Annotated in this window: 12 protein-coding genes; 4 read left to right on the forward strand and 8 right to left on the reverse strand. The window is 71.6% G+C overall.

Annotated features, from left to right (window positions below):
* Positions 1 to 23: 23 nt before the first annotated feature.
* On the reverse strand, positions 24 to 818 hold the full coding sequence (locus MFF21_RS17855) for a hypothetical protein (RefSeq protein WP_238312647.1): 795 nt from the start codon (positions 816 to 818) through the stop codon (positions 24 to 26).
* 216 nt (positions 819 to 1034) lie between these two features.
* On the opposite strand from MFF21_RS17855, the gene mprF reads away from it, so the two are divergent.
* Positions 1035 to 3683, forward strand: coding sequence for a bifunctional lysylphosphatidylglycerol flippase/synthetase MprF (gene mprF / locus MFF21_RS17860; RefSeq protein ID WP_238312648.1), 2649 nt, complete (start codon positions 1035 to 1037; stop codon positions 3681 to 3683).
* Positions 3680 to 5068 carry an AcvB/VirJ family lysyl-phosphatidylglycerol hydrolase gene (locus MFF21_RS17865; RefSeq protein WP_238312650.1) on the forward strand — a complete coding sequence of 463 codons (1389 nt, stop codon included), beginning with the start codon at positions 3680 to 3682 and terminating at the stop codon, positions 5066 to 5068. The genes mprF and MFF21_RS17865 overlap by 4 nt, the downstream gene beginning before the upstream one ends.
* A 229-nt stretch (positions 5069 to 5297) precedes the next feature.
* Here MFF21_RS17865 and MFF21_RS17870 read toward each other — a convergent pair whose 3' ends face one another.
* Positions 5298 to 6518 carry an MFS transporter gene (locus MFF21_RS17870; RefSeq protein ID WP_238312651.1) on the reverse strand — a complete coding sequence of 407 codons (1221 nt, stop codon included), beginning with the start codon at positions 6516 to 6518 and terminating at the stop codon, positions 5298 to 5300.
* A 212-nt stretch (positions 6519 to 6730) separates the two neighbouring features.
* On the reverse strand, positions 6731 to 7117 hold the full coding sequence (locus MFF21_RS17875; protein ID WP_238312653.1) for a DUF2267 domain-containing protein: 387 nt from the start codon (positions 7115 to 7117) through the stop codon (positions 6731 to 6733).
* Between the two features lie 149 nt (positions 7118 to 7266).
* Here MFF21_RS17875 and MFF21_RS17880 point away from each other — a divergent pair, with 149 nt between their 5' ends.
* Positions 7267 to 8823: a helicase HerA-like domain-containing protein gene (locus tag MFF21_RS17880; RefSeq protein WP_373325049.1), complete on the forward strand. Its 1557-nt coding sequence runs from the start codon at positions 7267 to 7269 to the stop codon at positions 8821 to 8823.
* A 4-nt stretch (positions 8824 to 8827) separates the two neighbouring features.
* Here MFF21_RS17880 and MFF21_RS17885 read toward each other — a convergent pair whose 3' ends face one another.
* The 3 genes from MFF21_RS17885 to MFF21_RS17895 form a co-directional block, all read right to left on the reverse strand.
* Positions 8828 to 9562: a nucleotidyltransferase family protein gene (locus tag MFF21_RS17885; RefSeq protein ID WP_238312657.1), complete on the reverse strand. Its 735-nt coding sequence runs from the start codon at positions 9560 to 9562 to the stop codon at positions 8828 to 8830.
* A 116-nt stretch (positions 9563 to 9678) separates the two neighbouring features.
* A complete protein-coding gene (gene tsaE, locus MFF21_RS17890) occupies positions 9679 to 11247 on the reverse strand; it encodes a tRNA (adenosine(37)-N6)-threonylcarbamoyltransferase complex ATPase subunit type 1 TsaE (protein WP_238312659.1) in 1569 nt (522 codons plus the stop codon).
* A gap of 100 nt (positions 11248 to 11347) precedes the next feature.
* Positions 11348 to 13840 (reverse strand): sensor histidine kinase, encoded by a 2493-nt coding sequence (locus MFF21_RS17895; protein ID WP_238312661.1) that lies wholly within the window; start codon positions 13838 to 13840, stop codon positions 11348 to 11350.
* Positions 13841 to 14245: 405 nt separating this feature from the next.
* On the opposite strand from MFF21_RS17895, the gene MFF21_RS17900 reads away from it, so the two are divergent.
* Complete coding sequence (locus MFF21_RS17900; protein ID WP_238312663.1) at positions 14246 to 15352, forward strand: M23 family metallopeptidase; 1107 nt, start codon at positions 14246 to 14248, stop codon at positions 15350 to 15352.
* Positions 15353 to 15368: 16 nt separating this feature from the next.
* On the opposite strand, the gene MFF21_RS17905 is transcribed toward MFF21_RS17900, so the two are convergent.
* Together MFF21_RS17905 and MFF21_RS17910 are read right to left on the reverse strand one after the other, a co-directional pair.
* Positions 15369 to 17414, reverse strand: a complete 2046-nt coding sequence (locus MFF21_RS17905; protein WP_444543581.1) for a putative bifunctional diguanylate cyclase/phosphodiesterase — start codon at positions 17412 to 17414, stop codon at positions 15369 to 15371.
* Positions 17415 to 18383: 969 nt separating this feature from the next.
* A complete protein-coding gene (locus tag MFF21_RS17910) occupies positions 18384 to 18614 on the reverse strand; it encodes a YbdD/YjiX family protein (RefSeq protein WP_238312667.1) in 231 nt (76 codons plus the stop codon).
* Position 18615 lies beyond the last annotated feature (1 nt).

Genomic DNA, 18615 nt, shown 5'->3' on the forward strand with positions numbered 1-18615 from the left:
CCGCGCAGAGCCGCGGCCCGCTCTCACCCGGGCCGGAAATCCGGATAGCCCGAGACGGGGTGGAGCAGGCGCCGGCCCGGCGGCCCCTCGCCGAAGGGGGCGAGCTCCCAGACCCAGCGGCGCGCCGGCACCGGCAGGCCGACGCCGTAGAGCAGATCGAGCCGCTCCTGCGCGCGGCCGTCCCGCTCCTCCTCGATCTCCTCCGTGTCGGTGACGAGGCAGATCCGGGCGGAGAGCGCACCCAAGGCGGCGAGGTGCCCCGCCACGATGGCGCGCCCGAGGGCGTCCCCGTCCTCCGGCGCGTAGCCGCCGAGGGGCCGGCGCGACGCCTCCAGCCGCTCCACAGGACGGATCGGCAGCTGCGAGAGCAGGTTGACCGAAACCACGAGCCCGGTCTCCGGCGCGGCGCAGATGGCCGGCAGCATGGCCCCGAGCCCATCCCGGCGCCCGAGCAGCAGCGCGAAGCTGCCGCTCAGGTCGGCCGTCAGCAGGGTGACGTTGCCCCGCACCCGGGCCGCCCGGCGCGCGGGCAGCGGATGCACGGCATCGATCAGCACCACCCGGGCGAAGGCGCCGGCGAGGTCGTCGAGGGGCACGTCGTCGAGATGGCCCGAGCCCAGCACCACTGCGGTGCCGCGCGTCTCCGTGCCGTCGATCGCCGCACGGATGACGCTCCGGGTCGCGGCGAGATGCGGCGCCCAGGCGGCCGCGCAGCGCCGGGCGCGGGAGCCGGTGCGGATGCTGTCGCCCACGCAGCCGAGCCGGCGATGGTCGCGGGGCGCGGGCGTGGCCAGGACGCGGAGAAGGTCGAGCAGCATGAGGTGGAGCGACGGGTTTCGCGAGGCTCCCTCTATCGCCATCCGGCGCGGCCGACGCCAGAATTTCGACAAACCGACCGGCAATAGGCGCCATACGCGCCACACCTGCCTCCGGTTTGTTCAGCCTGTGTTGGGGGATTTCGGGTGAGAAGCGGCATTCGCGCGTGCCCCGCCGACTCAGGCGGTGCCCGCGCAGCCAGGACCGATCACGTCGACATGACCACGCGCATCGAGACGCCGACCGAGCAGAGCCCCGCCTCCGAGTCCAGCGCAACCGTGGCCGCAGCGGCCGTCGCTCCCACCCGCGGGCTGCTGCCCCAGGGCCTCGTGCTGCTGCGCCGCGCCCTGCCCCCGGCGGTCGGCCTCGGCGTCAGCCTGCTCGCCATCCTGGTGATCCACCGGATGCTCGGCACCGTGACCCTGGAGGCGATCTCCCAGGCCTACGACCAGATTCCCGATCCGCTGCTCGGGCTCGCCGTGCTGTTCACGGCCGTCAGCTTCGCGGCCGTGGCAGTTTACGATCTCGTCGCGGTGGAGACCGTGGCGCCGGGCCGGATCCCCCGCGGGCTCGCCGCCGCGGCCGGCGCCGGCGGCTACGCCGTCTCCAACGCCCTCGGCTTCCCGCTCTTCACCCAGGGAGCGCTCCGCTACCGGATCTACGGCGACCGGGCCGGCGGCCTCGCCGATGTCGGGCGCATCCTCGGCGCCTCCTGGTTCGCCCTGCTCGTCTCCCTGGTCACCATGGCGGCGGTGGCCCTGATGCTCGGGCCGAAGAACCTGCCGGGGCTCGCCCGCTACCATCCCGAGCTCGATGCCGCCGCTGGCGCCGCCGTGCTCGCCCTGGTCTTCGGCATGGTGATCTGGCTCGGCCGCAGCGAGCGGCCGGTGCGGGTCGGCCGGGTCTCGTTCCGCCTGCCGACCTCCCGGGCGGCCATGGTCCAGATCGCCGCCGGCATCGTCGATCTCACCGCAGCGGCGGCCACCCTCTACGTGCTGATGCCGCAGGACGCGGTCGGCAACTTCCCGGCTTTCCTGCTGATCTACGTCGCCGCGACGGTGATCGGCATCGTCAGCCACGCCCCCGGCGGCCTCGGCGCCTTCGAGGCGACCCTGATCGCGAGCCTCGGGCTCGGCGGGCGCGCCGATGTGCTGGGCAGCCTGCTCGCCTACCGGGTCATCTACACCCTGATGCCCTTCGGCGTGGCCCTGCTCTGGCTCGCCGGCCTGGAGAGCTGGCGCCGCCGCGCGGTCTTCGCCGGCCCGGCGCGGATCCTCGAGCCGATGGTGCCGCGACTGGCCGCCGGCACCGCCCTGTTCGGCGGCGCCATGCTGCTCGCCTCCGGCGCGACGCGGGACCTCGCCGTGCGGGTCGACATGCTCTCCGACATCGTGCCGATGCCCTTCATGGAGGGCTCGCATTTCGCCGCCGCCCTGGTCGGCGTGGCCCTGCTGGTGCTCGCCCGGGGACTGAACCGGCGGCTCGCCCGGGCCTGGAAGGCGGCGCTGATCCTGCTCGTGCTCGGGGCCGGCTTCTCCCTGGGCCGCGGGCTCGACTGGGAGGAGGCGACTCTGCTGCTGGCCATTGCCGGGCTGCTCGCCGTCACCCGCAACTCGTTCTACCGTAGCCAGAGCCACAACCCCTTCGTGGTGAGCCGGCGCTGGTTCGCGGGCGTGGCCGCCCTCGTCCTGGTCTCGGCCGGCCTCGGCTTCATCGACTGGAACCACCTCGCCGATGCCGATGCCCTCTGGTGGCAGGTCTCGTGGAGCGGCAACGCGTCGAGCGCACTGCGCCTGTCCTTCGCCCTCGGCGTGGGGCTTGCCGCCATCGGCCTCGACAGCGCGGTCTACCGGCGCCGGCACGATCATCGCCGGGCCCGCTTCCCCGTACCGAAGGCGGTGGTCGAGGCCGTGGCGCGCTCCCCGCACGCGGCTTCCGCCCTGGCGCTGCTCGGCGACAAGCGCTTCCTGATCGGCGACGAGGGCCAGGGCTTCGTCATGTACGCCCAGTCCGGCCGCAGCCTCGTGGCGTTGGGCGAGCCGGTCGCCCCCGCCGCCCGGGTCGCAGAGCTGGCCTGGTCCTTCCGCGAGCATGCGGACCGGGCCGGGGCGCGACCGGTCTTCTACGGGGTCGGACCGGAGAACCTGCCGCTCTTCCTCGATATGGGGCTCACCGCCCTCAAGCTCGGCGAGGTGGCGCGGGTGCCGCTGGCCGATTTCTCCCTCAAGGGCGCGAGCCGTCACGACCTGCGCTACGGTCAGCGCCGGGCGGAGAAGGAGGGGCTGACCTTCGAGATCCTGCCGCAGGCCCGGGTGCGGGCCGCGATGCACGAATTGCGCGCCGTCTCCGATGCCTGGCTCGCGATGAAGCAGGGCGGCGAGAAGCGCTTCTCCCTCGGCTATTTCGACGCGACCTATCTCGCCCATTTCGACATCGCGGTGATGCGCAAGGCGGGCCGGATCGTGGCCTTCGCCAATCTCTGGCGGGGCGCCGAGAAGCACGAGATCGCCATCGACCTGATCCGCTACGCGCCGGACGCCTCCAAGGTGATCATGGACGCGCTGTTCGCGAACCTGCTCCTCGCCGCCAAGGCGGAGGGCTATCGCTGGTTCAACCTCGGCGCGGCCCCCCTCTCGGGCCTCGTCGACCGGCGCCTCGCCTCCCGCTGGAATCGCTTCGGCGCCTTCCTCTACCGGCGCGGCGCCGACCTCTACAGCTTCGACGGGCTGCGCAGCTTCAAGCAGAAATTCGATCCCGTCTGGACGCCTTACTACCTGATCTGCCCCGGCGGCCTGCAGACGCCCAAGACCCTGATCGACGTGGCGACGCTGGTGAGCGGCTCGCCCCTGGGGCTGATCCGCCGGTGACGGCCCCGAACGCCGCTCCGAAGCCCGCCCGGCGCCGGCGCCTTCTGGCGGCGGCCGCCCTGATCCTCGCGGCCGGCGGGGGCGCCTTCGCCCTGAAGGTGCTGCGGCCGAGCCCGACGCTGATCGCCGCGGCCACCCCGGTGAAGGCCTCCTCCGGGCGCATCAAGGACGTGTCCGTCGACCTGCCCGACCACGATCCGACCGGGCTCGCCATCCTGATCTCCGACCGGGATGGGATCGGGGCGCGGGAGAAGGCCGTCGAGGCCGCCCTGCGCCACCGCGGCCTGATCGTGATGAGCCTCGACCTCGCCAGGGTAAAGCAGGGCCTGGCCAAGGAGGCGGGGGCCTGCGTCAATCCTTATTCGGACATCGAGGAGCTCTCGAAGGAGGCGCAGAGGGAGCTCGGCGCCCAGCGCTATTTCCATCCGGTGGTGATCGGCCTCGGCGAAGGCGGCACCATGGCCCGGGCCATTGCCGGGCAGACGCTGGCCGCGACCCTGGCCGGGGTGGTGGCCCTCGATCCCGCGCCCGTCCTCGCCATGCTGCGCCCGGCCTGCGGCCCCTCCGCGCCGGCAGAGGGCGGCTTCGCCTATCCCCGCGCCGAGCACCTGCAGGCGCCGCTGACCGTGATCGCCGCCGAGGCCGCGCCCGCGGACCCGACCGTGCCCGGTGCTGGCCCCTTCGCCCCGGAGCAGCACGCGGAGGCCGAGGCCGGCCAACGCCAGGCCCAGGCCATCGACGCCGTGGCCGCCATGGCGGCGCAGGATTCCGGCACGGACAGCCTTCCCCTCGTCGACCTGCCTGCGAGCGGCGCCCCGAAGGCGCTGGCGGTGTTCTTCTCCGGGGACGGCGGCTGGCGCACCATCGACAAGGTGATCGGCGAGCAGCTGGCGCAGGACGGCATCCATGTCGTCGGCGTCGACGCCCTGCGCTACTTCTGGGCCGATCGCAGCCCGCAGACGGTGGCCGCCGACACCACCGCGATCGTGCGCCAGGCCGATCCGAGCGGCCGCCTTCCGGTGATCGTGCTCGGCTTCTCCTTCGGCGCCGACGTGTTCCCCTTCTCCTGGCCGCACCTGCCCGACGCCCTGCGCAAGCGCGTGAGCCTGATCGGCCTGCTCGGCCCGGGCCGCTCCACCGGCTTCAGCGTCTCGGTGAAGGGGTTTCTCGGCATGGGCGGCGCCCACGAGGTCGTGCCGCAGATCGCCGGCCTGCCGCCGCAGAAGGTCCTCTGCGTCTACGGCTCCGAGGAAAAGGCCCCCGCCTGCACCGATCCGAGCCTCGCGGGCGTGGCCAAGGTGCGCCTCGAAGGCGGCCACCATTTCGACGGCGACTACGCCGCCATCGCCCGCCGCCTGATCGAGGCGGCGCGGATCTCGGGGTAGGTGCTTCGGCGGCGATTGGATATCCGGTCGCGCGCGAAGCTCCTCGCCCCGCCTGCGTGGATCGGGTTCACGCTACACGTCTCGGATGGAGCGCCTCTCTCAGCCTGGGTCATCCCGTTTCCGGACGATGGAAGCGATGGCCGCACACTCCTCGCCCAAGAGGCGAGGAGTGTGCTTCACCATTCCGACCCTGACACCAACCACATAAGCTCCACTGCCAACTCGCCTCCTACGCCTTCGGGGTGACCCGTTCCGGCAGGGGTGCGAGGCGAGCCAGGCGCAGGGCGACGAGGAGGGCCGCGCCGTAGAGGCTGCCGAAGAAGGCGGCGACCCCAGTCCAGCCGTAATGGAGGAAGAACCAGCCCCCCGCCGTCCCGAGGACGGAGGAGCCGAGATAGTACATGCAGAGATAGATCGCCGAGGCCTGGGCGCGGTCGCGCAGGGCCCGCCGGCCGATCCAGCTTGAGGCCACGGAATGGGCGCCGAAGAAGCTCACCGTGACCACGACGATGCCGAGGATGATCAGGATCAGGCTGCTGGAGAGCGTGAGGGCGATGCCGCCGAGGCCGAGCAGGATCGCGAGCCACAGCACCCGGCGCCGCCCGAGCCGGCTCGCGATCTCGCCGGTCAGGGCCGAGCTCGCGGTGCCGGCGAGATAGACCACGAAGATCGCGCCGATCACCGTCTGGCTCAGGGCGAAGGGCGGCTCGAGCAGGCGAAAGCCGATATAGTTGTAGACGCAGACGAAGCCGCCCATCAGCAGGAAGGGCTCCAGGAAGAGCCAGGGCAGGCCGGCGTCGCGGAAATGCTGGGTGAAGGTGCCCGGCACCTCGCGCCAGCGCATGGCATGGCGCTCGAACCGTCGCGAGGCCGGCAGCCCGTAGAGGAAGGCGAAGGCGGCCAGAAGCGCCAGAACCCCGATGATGCCGAGGCCCCAGCGCCAGGAGGCGTGATCGGCGATGATGCCTGCGAGCAGCCGGCCGACCATGCCGCCGAGGGCATTGCCGCCGATGAGCAGCCCCATCGACAGGCCGATGGCGCGGCCATGCATCTCCTCGCTGAGATAGGCCATGGCCACTGCCGGCAGGCCGCTCGCGGCGATCCCCGTCAGGGCCCGGAGCACGAGGAAGCCGTGCCAGCTCGGCATGAAGACGGCGGCCAGGGTCAGCAGGGCGGAGGCGAAGAGCGAGGCCGTCATCACCGGCTTGCGCCCCAGCACCTCCGAGATCGGACTGACGAGGAGAAGGGACAGGGCCAGGGTCGCGCAGGGCAGCGACAGGGCGAGGCTGCTCTCGGCGGGAGAGACCGCGAAAACGTCGGCGAAGACCGGCAGCAGCGGCTGCACGCCGTAGAGGACGGCGAAGGTCGAGAAGCCGGCGGCGAAGAGGGCGATGGTGGTGCGCCGGAATTCCGGCGTGCCGGCTTCGATCAACCGCTCCGCTTCTGCCATTCGACGCGCACGCTCCCGCTGGCGGCTTTTCCGCCCGGCCCCGCCGGGCTTCTAGCACAGCGAATCCGGGAGACGCCCCCCAGGGCGGCGGTTCGGGAAGACAGTCGTGACAGCCCGCGCGTTTCCTCAACGGAGAAACGGCGGGACATCGGAAGCGCGGCCCAGGGCGTCTCCCGGAATCGGCCTGCGGCTCCGGGAGAGAGGCAGCTACCTCAGACGAACTGGCTGAGGCCGGGGATCGAGCCGACGATCGGGCCCATCACGTCCTCGCCGGCCTTCTCGCGGCCATAGGCGAACAGCTCCTGGCCGAGGGGCTGCATCTGGTTCATCGGCACGCCGGCCGAGATCAGCTTCTGGCCGAGGGCCATCACGCCGCCCCCCATCATGCCCCCGAGCATGCCCATCAGGCCGCCGCCATTCTCCGCGCCGTTGGCCTGGGCGATGGCGGCCTCGGAGCCGGGCAGCGCCGAAATCAGCTGGTTCACCTCCGTCGCCGGCCCCTCCTTCTGCAGGAAGGCCAGGATATGGCCGATGGCGGTCTGCGCGGTGGCCGCATCGATCCCCGTCCGGCCGGTGACACGGGCAATCAGCTCGTCCATGAAACGCTTCCTCTGTTTGACGCCTCCGTCTGTCCGACGTGGGGCCGGGGAAATCAAGGGAGCGCGAGCGGCCGGCGCTGGATCCGGCGGGCCGGCCCGGCCATAAGATCCCCAGGGACGGCTCACGGCGCGAGGGCGGCATGACGGGTATGGCGAGCGAGGGCACCATCCTGGTGGGCCGCAGCACGGGCAAGCCGCCCAAGCCCGAGGTGCTGACCCTGCGGCTCGCCAACCGGCACGGCCTGGTGGCGGGCGCCACCGGCACCGGCAAGACCGTGACCCTGCAGGTGCTGGCCGAGGGTTTTTCCAATGCCGGCGTCCCGGTCTTCGCCGCCGACATCAAGGGCGATCTCTCCGGGCTCGCCGCCGCAGGCGAGGCCAAGCCGCCCTTCGTGAAGCGCGCCGAGGAACTCGGCATCCCCTACGAGCCCGACCGTTTCCCGACCGTGTTCTGGGATCTGTTCGGCGAGCAGGGCCACCCGATCCGCTGCACGGTGACCGAGATGGGGCCGCTCCTGCTCGCGCGGCTCCTCGAGCTCAACGACACCCAGGAGGGCGTGCTCAACATCGCCTTCCGGGTGGCAGACGAGAATCAGTGGCCCGTCCTCGACCTGAAGGACCTGCGGGCGCTTCTCACCTTCCTGTCCGAGAACGCCAAGGAGCTCTCGGCCACTTACGGCAACGTCTCGAACGCCTCGATCGGCGCGATCCAGCGGGCGCTGCTCGTGCTGGAGAACCAGGGCGCGGACAAATTCCTGGGCGAGCCGGCCCTCAACCTGTCGGACTTCATGCGCACGGATCGCGAGGGCCGCGGCTTCGTCAACATCCTGGCCGCCGACAAGCTGATGCAGCGGCCGCGCCTCTACGCCTCGTTCCTGCTGTGGATGCTCTCGGAGCTGTTCGAGCAGCTCCCCGAGGTCGGCGACCTCGACAAGCCGAAGCTGGTCTTCTTCTTCGACGAGGCGCATCTGCTGTTCAACGACGCACCCAAGGCGCTGCTCGACGCGGTGGAGCAGGTGGTGCGGCTGATCCGCTCCAAGGGCGTCGGCGTCTATTTCGTGACGCAGAACCCCCTCGACGTGCCGGAGACCGTGCTCGGCCAGCTCGGCAACCGGGTGCAGCATGCCCTCCGCGCCTTCACCCCGCGCGACCAGCGGGCCGTGCGCGCCGCCGCCGAGACCTTCCGCCAGAACCCTGGCTTCGACGTGGCCAAGGCCATCACCGAGCTCGGCGTCGGCGAGGCGCTGGTGAGCTTCCTCGAAGCCAAGGGCACGCCCTCGATGGTGGAACGGGCGCTGATCGCCCCGCCGCAGGGGCGCGTCGGCCCCCTGACCCCAGCGGAACGGGCGGCGATCATCCAGGCGAGCCCCCTGCGCGGGAAATACGACGAGGCGGTCGACAGCGAGAGCGCCTACGAGATGCTCGCCAAGCGCAAGGATCTCGACAGCGCCCCCGCCGAGGCGGCGGGCCAGACCGAGGGCGGCCTTTCCGGCATGCTCGGCGGCTGGCTCGGGGGCATCCTCGGCGGCGGCGGCGCGGCCGAGGCGCCGGCCAAAGGCAAGGCCGCCGGGCGGGGACGCCGCCCGCCGCCGAGCCTCGCCGAGCAGGTCATCGCCAACGCCGCCCGCTCCATGGCCCGCAAGGTCGGCACCGAGGTGGGCAACGCGATCCTGCGCAACGTGCTCGGCGGCCTGACCAAGCGGTAGCTTATCAGGGAACCTGCGCGCTCTCGCGGACGCGCTGCTCGGCGGCAGCGATGGCCTCGGCCGTGCCGACATGCAGCCACTGGCCGTCGAGGCGCAGGCCATAGAGGCGGCCGCGCTCGATCGCCCGGTCGAACAGCAAGTTCAGGGAGAAGCTGCCCTCCGGCGTGTCCGCGAACAGGGCTGGGGTGAGGATCGCCACGCCCGCATAGATGAAGGGCGCGACGCCGCTCTCGGGCCTGCGCTGCAGGCGCCCGTCGGCCTCCATCAGGAAATCGCCCGCCCCCTCGTAGCCGAGGCTCGTCGCGGTCGGCGCGACCAGGAGCAGAATGTCCATGGCCTCGCCGTCCCAGCTGTCGATCAGCCGGGCGAGGTTGGGCTTCGGCCCCTCGAGCCAGAAGGAATCCGAGTTGAACACCACGAAGGGCTGATCGCCGAAGCGCGCCAGGGCCTTCTTCACCCCGCCGCCAGTCTCCAGCAGGGCGGCGCGTTCGTCGGAGACGACGAGGCGGGGCGGCCCATCCCGGCGGGCGAGATGGCCCTCGATCAGGTCGGCCAGCCAGTGCACGTTGACCACCGCCTCCGCGATGCCACCCTCGGCGGCCCGGTCGAGGGCGTGGTCGATCAGCGCCTTGCCGGCGACCTCGACCAGAGGCTTGGGCAGCGTCGCCGTGATCGGCCGCATGCGCTTGCCGAGGCCGGCGGCGAGGATGAAGGCGCGGGTGATGGCGGGCTGGCTCATGCCGGTCGGGCATCCTTGCGAGAGCGGCTCTGCGGCCGGTCCAATCGACGGGGCACCCTCCGGTGCGGCGGCATGGTGGGCAAGGCCGCCGCCGCGTCAAGCCCGCGGTCGGCGCATCAGACGGGCGGGTCGGCCGGCCCGCCCGGGGCGAGGCCCGGCAGATGCGTCTCGTGCCAGCGCCGCAGGCCCTGCAGGGCGGCGTGGTTGAGGTTGCGCGCGAGATAGCCCTCGATCCGCGGCAGATGGGCGAGATAGCCCGGCTTGCCGTCGCGCTTGTTCAGGCGGGCGAAGATGCCGAGGATCTTGGTGGCCCGCTGCGCGGCCAGCACGGCGTAGGCGCGGGCGAACTTTTCCAAGTCGAACTGCGCGTCCCGGGCCCGGCGCTCACGGATGTAGAGGCCGAGCAGCCGCAGCTCGAACTCCGCGCTGGCATCGACCCGGGCATCCTGCAGGAGCGAGGCGAGATCGTAGGCCGGGTGGCCGAGCACGGCGTCCTGGAAGTCGATCAGGCCAACCCGCTCCAGCCCTGCCCGCTCCGCCAGCCAGATCAGGTTCGGTGAGTGGTAGTCGCGCAGGGTCCAGGTCGCCGGCTCGTTCACGAGGTCGCCCAGGGCCTCGGCCCAGAGGGCGAGGAACTCGGTCTTGGCCTCCGGGCCGAGGGTCAGGCCGCGATGGGCCGTGTACCACTCGGGCATCAGCTCCGTCTCGAACAGCAGGGCTTCGAGATCGTAGCGCGGCAGCGCGTGCTCGACGCCCTCGGCCACCGGCAGCTTGAGGGGCAGCGGCGTGGCATGGAGCTTGGCGAGCAGGCGCACCGCCTCCGAGTAGCGCTCCGGCCGCGGCGCGCCGTTCTCGACCACGGGCTCGCTGCCCAGGTCCTCCAGCACGAGGAGACCGCGCGGCCGGTCCTCGGCGATGATCTTGGGCGCCGAGAAGCCGAGCGCCCGCAGGCCCCGATCCATGGCGACGAAGGCGTCGATGCTCTCGGCGAGCTTGACGATGGCGCTGTAGGGCTTGCCGTCGCGCACCGGCGGCCCGTCGGGGCGGGGTGGGGCGATCATCAGCACGGCGGTCTCGCCGGTCTCCGGGCGGACGAGGCGCTCATAGGCGCGGGAGGAGGCATCCCCCTGCATCAGCACCCGATCGGCATCGTCCCAGCCGCATTGCGCCAGCAGGCGCCGGATCGCGCGGGCGCGAACGAGCCGCTCCTCCATGCCGTTGCGGGTCTCGATGCGCACGAAGCGCGAGCCCTCGCCGAATTCCGGGCGCAGGGACAATTCGACGGACAGGATCGGGTTGTCGCGCGGGCCGAGGCGGTCCGGCCACTCGACCAGGGTGATCGCCGCGTCGGTCAACTCGTCGAAGCCGAGTTCGACCAATTCGTCGGAACCGCGCAGGCGGTAGAGATCGGCATGGATCACGCTGCGGCCGCCGACCCCCTCATAGGGCTGGAGCAGGGTGAAGGTCGGGCTCGGCACGTCGAGGGCGTCATCGCCGGTGAGCGCGCGGATCATCGCCCGGGCCATGGTCGTCTTGCCGGCCCCGAGGCCGCCGCCGAGCATCACGAGATCGCCGGGCAGGAGCATGCCGGCCAGGAAGCGGCCGAGATCCTCGGTGGCGCCCTCCTCCGGCAGCACGATCTCCCAGGCCGGCGCCCGGGCCGCCTCGTCCCCGTTGGTCGACAATCGCCTTCTCCGAAACCGCCCCCGCCCGCACCGGCATCACCGCGCGGGCTCTCGTCCTTGACTGGGATCCTTATCGCAAAACCGCGGAGGCGGTGAGCGACTATTCGGCGGCAGCACGGTTTTCGTCGGGCGCCTCCGCCGGGAAGTAGCAGGAGACCTGCGTCCCCTCCCCCGGCCGCGAGCGGATCTCGACCCGCCCCCCGTGCAGCTCGACGAAGGAGCGCACGATCGACAGGCCGAGGCCGACGCCGCGGTGACGGGTGCCGAGGGTGTGGCTCTCGAAGCGCTCGAACACGCGCTCGATGACCTCGGGATGGATGCCGCGCCCCGTGTCGGTCACCCGCAGGCAGATCTCGCTCGCACGGCGCCGCGCCTCGACGCGGATGCGCTGACCGGGCTCGGAGAAGCCCACAGCATTGGAAAGCAGGTTGAACAGGATCTGGCGCACGCGCTTGCCGTCGGCGCTGAAGCTGCCGATGTCGGCCGGCACGTCGAGATCGAGGGCAACCTGGGACTCCGCGAGCCGGTCCTCGATGCCGCGCCGGGCAGCCTCGACGGTGGCCTGCACGTCCACGGTCTCGCGCTGCAGTTCCAGGGAGCCGGCATCGATCGAGGCGAGGTCGAGGATGTCGTTGATGATGACGAGCAGCGCCGCCGAGGAGCGCATGATGTGCTCGGAATACTCGCGCTGGCGCTCGTTGAGGGCACCGACCGTCTCGTCGCCGAGGAGCTGGGTGAAGCCGATGATGTTGGTGAGGGGCGAGCGCAGTTCGTAGGAGACGTGGTGGACGAAGGTGTCGCGCAGCTGCGCGGCGCGCTCCAGGGCGTCGTTCTTCTCGGTGAGCGCCCGCTCCACGTTCACGCTCGCGGTCACGTCGATAAAGGTGAGCAGCGTCGCGCCCTCGGGCAGGGGCTGGGCGGTGCAGTCGAGCACCGTGCCGTCGACCACCCGCAGGCGGCAGGCCAGCCCGTCGCGGGTCTCGCTCAGGCCGGTGATCGCCTGGCGGATATCGGCCCAGGGCCCCTCGTCGGGGGAGAGGATGCGGCAGGCCTCGATCACCGCGTCGATGCGCGGGCGGCCGGTGAGCATCTTCTCGTCGACCTTCCAGATCGCGGCGAAGGCGCGATTGGCCAGCGTCAGCCGCCCGTCCGCGCCGAACACCGCCACCGGCTCGCGCAGGGCGTCGAGGGTCTCCGCCTGACCCTTCATCAGGGCGTCGTAGCGGGAGGCGAGCTTCATGCTCTCGGAGACATCCTCGAACAGGTAGGTCAGGCCGCCCTGCGGATTGGGATCGGCCACCACGCGCAGGGTGCGGCCGTCGGGCAGATACCACCAGGTCTCGGTCGCCTCCGCCGCGCGGTAGGCGGCGAGGACATCCGCCTTCCAGGAGCGGAAATCGGCCTGCTCCGGCAGCTTCCGCGCGGCGCGCAGGCTCTCCAGGATCTCGCCGTCCCGGGGGCCGCTGTCGAGGAAGGCGGGATCGAGGTCCCAGAGCTTCTGATAGGCCGCGTTGTGGAAGACCAGCTGCTCGCGGGCATCGAAGATCGCCACCGCGGTCGGGATCTGATCGAGGGTGCGGACATTGGCGTCCATCTGGCGCTGGAGGTCGGCGCGCACGCTCTCCAGTTCCGACACGTCGACGGCGATGCCGACATGGCCGGCCTCCGTCGCGGTCTCGCTGACATCGAGGATGCGGCGGCCGCCGGCCACCACCGCCGACAGGCGCATCGGCCGGGCCGGCCCCGGCTGGCCGGCATGGCGGGCGATCTGGTCCCGGGCGCTCCGGTCGAAGAGTTCCGTGCCCTCCGCGATCACGGCCTCGCGGGTCCCGCCTTCCACGGCCGCGACATAGGCCGCGTTGACGAAGGCGAGGCTGCCTTCCGGCCCGCGATGCCAGATCGGCTGCGGGATGGCATCGAGCAGGGTAGCGAGGGCGGAGAGGCTGCGGCGCGCCTCGTCGAGGATGGCGCGCAGCTCCACCAGCTCCCGCCGCTCCTCCGTGGTCTCGCGCAGGCGCAGCATCGCCCGGCCGCTCACCGCCTGGCCTTGGGCCTCGACGAAGCGGCCGGACAGGCCGCGCAGGGTCAGGCGAAAGGCGGTGCCGCGCTGGCGCAGCGCCTCCGTCGCCGCCTCCAGGGTGGCAGCATCCTGCGGGGCGAGCCAGGTCGCGAAGGCGAGGAGGGCGCGCCCGCTCCCGGCAACCCGGCCTTCGAGCGCGAAACTCGCATCCCCTTCCAGGGCGGGCTCGCCGCGGCCGGCCCAGGTGACGATGACCTGCCGCTCGGCGTTGAGGAGGGTCTCGGCCCGGTCCTGGGCGCCGCGCAGGGCCGCCAGCTCGGAGAGCAGGTGCCGTTCGCGGCTGCCCCAGCGGCTGCGCTCGCGCAGATACAGGATCGACAGGATGGTCGCGAAGAGAGTGATGCCGCTGACGACGGCGAAGGCAGTGAAGATGTGCGTCGGAATGCCGACCAGGCCGTGCCGCAGCTCGGGCAGGACCACGGGCTGCGCGGCCGCCGGCATCATGCCGCAGGCCTGAACGACGGCCAGACCGCCGGCACGCATCCCTGCGCGCACCGTCCGTTCGAGCCTCATGATCCGCCCCGCCTCCGATCGCCGCCGGTGAGGCGCAGACACGCTGCCCGCACGGCGCGACGCCGCCCCCTCCGCGTCCGGCGGCGACCGGCGCACGGATCACCGTCTAGATGATTCGACCCAGTGTATCGCGGGGGGGAATCCGGCTGGAAGAGGCCAAGCTTAACAATCGTTCACCACGGGCCTCACCGCCGGATCGGGCCGCCGAAAAGCAACACTGCCACAATCGGCCCTTGACAGATTTCTGCTTCGGGACGAGCGGCCGGGGGCATCGGAAGCCCTTCCTTAACCATGTCGGCGCATGCATCGACCGAGAGAAATCGGCCTGCAGGTGCCATGCCGTCCGTGCCTTCCAGACACCAGGGGCCACGCGGGGCGACGGCGGGCCGGCGCTCCGTCTGGCCGTTGCGCGTCGCACTCGCGGCCAGCACGCTCTGGGCCGGCGCCGCGAGCTACTATCTCGTGTTCCACGACGAGGTGCTGGCGCGCTTCATGGCGCAGCAGACCGCCCTGCGCACCGCCTACGAAGCGCGAATCGACACGCTCCGCCACGAGCTCGATCGACGGTCCAACGACGCCCGGCGCAGCGAGGCCGACCTCGCGAGCCGGCTGACGGCCATCGCCGAGCGCCAGAGGCTGCTCGAACGGCGGCAGGCGACCCTGTCCGGCCTGGGCAGCGCGCTGCCGGAGGGAGCCGAGACCGCGCCGGAGCCGGATATCCCCCTCTCGCATGCCACCGCGGCGCCCGCCCCGGGAGCGCCCGAGGCCCAGGTGCTGCGCGGGCGTGACGACCGGGCGGACAGGATCGGGCATGACCCCGGCCCGGTACTGGCGAACGTGGAGCGGCGCCTCGACGGCCTGTCCGCGGCGCAGTTCCGGTTCCTGGCCACGGTCACCGCGCGCTCGGCCCGCAGCGCCGGGCGCTTCCGCGACCTGATTGCCGGGACGGGGCTCGACCTCGCACGCTACCGCCGCCCCACCGAGGCCATGGGCGGCCCCCTGGTGCCGCTGCCCTCGGACGCCTTCTCTGTCGCGCTCGCCGAGGCCCGGCGGCAGGTGGACGAGGAGGTGCGGATGCGGCGCCTCGCCCTCGACCTGCCTCTGCGCAAGCCCCTGCCGGGGGATCCGGCCCTGACGAGCAGCTTCGGCTCCCGCCTCGATCCCTTCACCCGCGGCTATGCCCTGCATACAGGAATCGACCTGCGCGCCGAGGCCGGCGAGCCGGTGCGCGCGACCGCGCCGGGCCGCGTCACCGCCGCGGAATACGCGGGCGGCTACGGCAACATGGTCGAGGTCGATCACGGGCAGGGCGTGCTCACCCGCTATGCCCATCTCTCCGGCTATGCCGTGTCGCCGGGCCAGCGGATCGCCGCCGGCACGGTGCTCGGCTATGCCGGCTCGACCGGCCGCTCGACGGGCAGCCACCTGCATTACGAGACCCGAATCGACGGCGAGCCAGTCGATCCGATGGCCTTTCTGAAGGCCGGCGCCCAACTCGAATTCCCGGATTGAGGCGCGGAGCGGCGGCTCAGGCCACGGCGCGCTGGGCGCCGTTCCAGCGGGCGATGAGCGCGGGCAGTTCCGCCGCCGGCACCGGCCGGCTGAACAGATAGCCCTGCACCTCGTCGCATCCCTCCTCACGCAGCCGCGCGAGCTGCTCCGGCGTCTCGACACCCTCCGCGGTGGTGGTCATGCCGAGGCTCGCACCGAGGCTGATCACGGCACGCACGATGAAATCGGAGCCGTTCTCCACGGCGAGGTCCCGCGTGAAGGCCTGGTCGATCTTGATCTTGTCGAAGGGGAAGCTGCGCAGGTAGCTCAGGGACGAATAGCCGGTGCCGAAATCGTCCATGGAGATGCGCGCGCCCAGCGTCTTCAGGGCGTGCAGCATGGCGACGGTGGCGCCCCCGTTCTGGAGGAGCACCGTCTCGGTGATCTCCAGCTCGAGCCGGCCGGCGGAGAGGCCGCTCTCGGACAGGGCGTCGCGCACGATCTCGATCAGGCGCGCGGAGACGAACTGGGCCGGGGAGACGTTCACCGCGACCTTAAGGCCCTCCGGCCAGCGCCGGGCCTCGGCACAGGCCTGACGGATCACCCACTCGCCGAGCGGGACGATCAAGCCGATCTCCTCGGCGAGCGGCACGAACTCGGCCGGGGAGACGCGGCCGCGCTCGGGATGGTTCCAGCGCAGGAGGGCCTCGAAGCCGCAGATCCGGTCGTCGGCCAAGCTGTAGATCGGCTGGTAATGGAGCTCGAAGGCGTCGCGCGCGAGCGCCTCGCGCAGGTCGATCTCCAGGAGCCGCCGGGCCTGGAGCCGCTCGCCCATCTCCGGCTCGAACAGGCGGTGGCGGCCGCGGCCCTCGGCCTTGGCCCGGTAGAGGGCCACGTCGGCGTATTTTAGAAGCCGGCTCGCCGTCTTGCCGTCCTCGGGGGCGATGGCAATGCCGATGCTCACGCCGACCGTCACGGTGTGCTCGGTCAGCGCGTAGGGCTCCCGCAGCACCTCGACCATCCGGCAGGCCTGCACCACGGCGTCCTCCGGCGTCTCGATCCCGAGCTGGACGATGGCGAATTCGTCGCCGCCAAGCCGGGCCACGGTGTCGATGTCTCGGATGCAGGCCCGCAGCCGGTGCGCGACCGCGCAGAGCAACTCGTCGCCGACATTGTGGCCGAGGGTGTCGTTGATCTGCTTGAAGTGATCGAGATCGAGGCAATGCACCGCGAACCCTGCCTCGCAACCGACCTGCGTCAGGGCGGCTTCGATGCGCTCGCGCAGGAGGACGCGGTTCGGCAATTCAGTGAGGGCGTCGTGGCGCGCCATGTGGGCGATGCGCGTCTCGGCCTCCCAGCGCTCGGACACGTCCTCGTAGGTGGCGACGAAGCCGCCGCCCCGGGTCGGACGGGCGCGGATCGCGACGACGCGGCCGTCGCCAAGCTCCTGGAAATGCGAGGCATCGTCCGCGACGACGAGGGTCTCCATCGTCTGGAGGAGGTCCGACAGTTCCTGGGCCGGGTGGTTGCCCGCCGCCAGGCTCGCCGCCATCACCTCGGCGCACGACATGCCGACCCGGACCGCGCCCGGCGGCAGCCGGTAGATCTCGCTGTAGCGGGCGTTCACCACGGCGAGCCGGCCGCTCTCGTCGTAGAGGCACAGGCCCTGCGACATGGTCTCGAGGGCATCGGTAAGCCGGCGGTTCTCGGTCTCGGCAGTGGCGAGGCGCGCATGATCCGCGATCGCCGCCCCCTCCTCCCTCTCCGGCGGAAGGGCCGCGCCGTCCGAGACGACCACGGCCGAACCCGCCTCTTCGGCGTCCGGCTGGGCGTCCTCGACCAGGGGATCCCTGTCGGCCGAGGCCTCGCTGTCGGCGGGTTCGGCCACGGCCGGCACGGGAAGCGGGGCGATCGGCCCCTCCCCCCGCCGGCGCGACCGCCGCGCGCACAGCATCAACGCCATGCCGGCCACCATGGCCGTGGCGAACAGGGTCGCGGCGGAGAGGATGTCCCCGCGCAGGCGCGCGGCGCGACCGGCCGCCTGGATCTGCAGGGCCTTGTCCGCAGCGAGGGCAGCCTTCATCCGCTCGATCTGGATGCCCGCCACCCGGGCGGCGCGGTCGACCGCGGCGCGCCCGGCCGCATCGGGAAAAGCCTTCGCGCGCTGCGCCACGACCTCCGCGTGCCAATCCTCGAGCGTGTCGCGGGCGTCCATCGCCGCTTGGCTCGCGGAAACCGAGCGGGAGCCGAGCAGGACGGCGGCGAGATGCGCCTTCAGGAGCAGGCGCAGATCATCAACCTCGCGCGGCGCGGCACCGGCCGGGGCATCCTCTGTCGATGGCCGGGCATAGGCCGCCCGCAACCGATCGAAGGTGAGGCCGACGGTGTCCGCGGAGTGCAGGCCGGCATCGATCCAGGCCGTCTGGTCGCGCTCGGCCTCGCTTTCCCGAAGGAGGAGGGCGGCACAGGCGCCGAGCAGGGCCACGGCGATCAGCCCCAAGGCACAGCCCGCGATCAGCCGGCGGTCGAGACCGCGGAGGAAGCCCGCCATCTGGCGCGTGCCACGCACCTCGGCCCCGTGCAATCTCCCGTTCGTCATCATCCGGTCTGGGTTCTGCCCCGTCGACCCGGCACCATGGCGATTGCGCGTTAAAGGGAACTTATTCTGCGAAAGGGAACCATGATTCCTGAAGGCATCGGCAGAGGTTTCCGTGATGCCGTCACGCTTGGCAGGCAGCGCGAACACCTGACGCGCCCGGTGCGCTTGCTTTCAACAGGAGGGTTCGACTTCAGGAAGAGGCAAATCCGTTCGCCCTTCCCCAGCAACACCTGACCGACATCACGCCCGGCCAGAGCCATAGCCCGGAACATCCTGGGCTCCACTGTCCCTCTTCACCGAACCGATGGTCCCTCGCGCAGCGGCCTCGGAAACATCAGGCGGCGCGCCGCCTCGGGCCGGATCCGCTCGGATTGCCTCGGATCGTCGGCTCTCGGTCCTGGCGACAACCGGGCCTTCCTTCAACGAACCGGATCCGATTCGTCGGAATGCGCTCTAGCAGCAACGGAAGCCGCCGGTATTGCCGACGCCGAAGCGCGCATTCTCCCGGTTCCGGAAGAACTCGCGCTCGGTCATCGGCGTCTGGTCGGGGTGGGTCTTGGCGATGTGGGCGACATAAGCCCCATAGTCGCCCTGTCCCACCATCAGGCGCGCACCGTCGCAGACGCATTTGCTGAACGCCTTGAAGCGTGCGCGAAAGTCCTGCGAGGATGCGGCCGTGGCCATG

This window comes from Methylobacterium organophilum (assembly GCF_022179465.1).
Classification (GTDB): Bacteria; Pseudomonadota; Alphaproteobacteria; order Rhizobiales; family Beijerinckiaceae; genus Methylobacterium; species Methylobacterium organophilum.